Source organism: Stenotrophomonas sp. Sm10 (assembly GCF_030985515.1).
GTDB lineage: Bacteria > Pseudomonadota > Gammaproteobacteria > Xanthomonadales > Xanthomonadaceae > Stenotrophomonas > Stenotrophomonas hibiscicola.
In genome coordinates, this window is record NZ_JAPTFO010000183.1 from 1 (window position 1) to 1802 (window position 1802).

Annotated in this window: 4 protein-coding genes; all 4 read right to left on the reverse strand. The window is 34.9% G+C overall.

What is annotated here, in order from left to right; all coding sequences use genetic code 11:
• Positions 1-13 precede the first annotated feature (13 nt).
• Entirely contained in the window at positions 14-358 is a 345-nt protein-coding gene (locus tag O0J15_RS20925) for a hypothetical protein (protein WP_308306264.1), read from the reverse strand.
• A 62-nt stretch (positions 359-420) separates the two neighbouring features.
• A complete protein-coding gene (locus O0J15_RS20930) occupies positions 421-1005 on the reverse strand; it encodes a hypothetical protein (protein WP_000449363.1) in 585 nt (194 codons plus the stop codon).
• Positions 1006-1168: 163 nt separating this feature from the next.
• Positions 1169-1399 (reverse strand): DUF2292 domain-containing protein, encoded by a 231-nt coding sequence (locus O0J15_RS20935; protein ID WP_000893990.1) that lies wholly within the window; start codon positions 1397-1399, stop codon positions 1169-1171.
• Positions 1400-1487: 88 nt separating this feature from the next.
• A partial coding sequence (locus O0J15_RS20940) for a tyrosine-type recombinase/integrase (protein WP_308306265.1) occupies positions 1488-1802 on the reverse strand: 315 nt, incomplete at its 5' end.

The window sequence follows — 1802 nt, forward strand, 5'->3', positions numbered from 1 at the left end:
TTTTATGGACTCTTTAAAATAAATCTTTCAGCATTTCACTCATCCCTTTGTTAAGTTTCTGCTGGTGTTCATCTGGCATTGATAAACGCTGACTGACTTCTCTGTCAATCTCTTTACGCTTCTCTTCCGTCAAGCGTCCAATCTCTTGTTCTCTCTTTCTTTCCTTCTGTTCTTTTAATAGTTCACCAGAACGATCTAGGACAGTTTGCCACTTGCCAGCTCTTGATAATGCTTCTTCTCTAAGATTATCTAAGCGCTGAGTTACTCGCTTACCTCTCTCTTCATAAATTTCACTAGCCTTTTCAGCTAAATGATTTCCATATTCGTTTAAATCAATCTTACCAGTAGGTAGGGTCATTCTATATACCTCATCTTTCTATTTGTTAGTAGGGGGATAGCTGAAGGGGGGAGGGGGCTTTTTTAACTTTGCCCCTTTTTGAAATTCTCAGCCATTTCTTTCAAACTATACTGATATCCGTATAGGGCGTTTCTTGGTGTATAAGATAAACCTGAAAAGAAATCACTTAAAATCCAGCCGTTCTTAGCTTTTTTATAATCTTCATTATTTTTAGAGATATCCTTTTCAAGTTTTTTAAGAACCTCGTTTACACGTTCCCTTGCCTTAATAGCATTATCTCCAAGTGTTATAATTTCCATTAGTTTGGCAACTGCTGGAGTGAAGAAAGTATCCTGCTCTTCATCGGCTAATCTAAAGATATCTGCAATCAACGCATGATATTCTTCATAGGTAACTAATGGATCTCTAGTTAATTCTTTCAAACGTCCCTCATGAAATTCTTTTGTACGTTCTGCCGTCCATAGGTCACCTTTTGCTTCAACATATTTTTCTGAGTTGATTTCTTTTTGAGCCTGTACAAGTTTGGCTTGAGCGTCTGAAACAGCTTGGTTTGCTTTAACCAGTTCCTCCTCAGTCGTCTCAATAGCTTTCTTATTCTGTTCAATCAGTTTGTCAATTTTAGTTTCAATAGTTTGTAATGTTTCCATGTTCTTTTATTCCTCATTTCTTTTAGTTCTTTGTGATTGTGCTTATTGGTTTCAACTCTCTACTGGGTCTTTATTCCTCATTAATTCCTCTTTCTCAAAACAAAAAGAGACGCAACAAAAAAGCTACTTAGCTTTAATGTTACGCCTCTAGTTGTCTAGTCAGCTATCTTTCTTTAATTGTTGTTTCAATCTGGACAATGTTGCCATCTTGACTAGTAAATACCACGCTACCAAAGTCTGGTATTTTCTTCATCTCTATTATACCATTTTTGTTAAAGATAATAAAGTTATCCTGTAGAAATGGAGTGTAATCTTTGCTTTGATTCATCTGTTTTTCCTCTCTTTTTTGGCGCCATATATTTAACATATCTTCTATTTTGTGACTTTCGAGCACTTTTTAGAATCCCTTTTATATCAAGGGGATAGGCCTGTTTTCTGTTTTTGAATTTACATTTTCTCATTATGTAAAATAGAACGGCTATTTAGTAGTCAAATGTTAGTATACTCTGGTCTAGTTCGTCTTGAGTGTAGCCGATATATCCAAGTGTAATCTCTGGTGTTGAATGGTTAAATATTCTTTGTAGAATAGCTACATCACCATTCTTTTTATAATGATGATAGCCGAATGTTTTTCTCATTGAGTGGGTTCCTATATTTTCAATCCCACATTTATTCCCAGCTTCTTTTAAAATTTTATACACTTGGGTTCTTGAAATATGACAAATTTTTACTCCCTTGCCATTCTCTCTTTTTCTGCTCGGAAATAAAAAATTATATTCTTTGAGTTGTTTATTCTC